1 pseudogene is annotated in these 245 nt (G+C 58.4%); it reads left to right on the top strand.

The window, feature by feature from the left end:
* Positions 1–245: pseudogene (gene tuf, locus GQF00_RS14815) on the top strand (elongation factor Tu); the annotation flags it as partial.

The following is a 245-nucleotide window of genomic DNA, read 5'->3' as shown; positions in this document are numbered from 1 at the left end:
GAGGTATACGTACTGAGCAAGGACGAAGGTGGTCGTCACACCCCGTTCTTCAACGGTTACCGTCCGCAGTTCTACTTCCGTACCACCGACGTAACCGGTGCTTGCACCCTGCCGGAAGGTACTGAAATGGTAATGCCGGGCGATAACGTTCAGATGGACGTTGAGCTGATCGCTCCGATCGCCATGGAAGACGGTCTGCGCTTCGCTATCCGCGAAGGTGGCCGTACCGTTGGTGCCGGCGTGGT

The organism is Alcanivorax sp. DP30, assembly GCF_009882945.1.
Classification (GTDB): Bacteria; Pseudomonadota; Gammaproteobacteria; order Pseudomonadales; family Alcanivoracaceae; genus Alcanivorax.
This window is presented reverse-complemented; position numbering and strand designations above follow the sequence as displayed.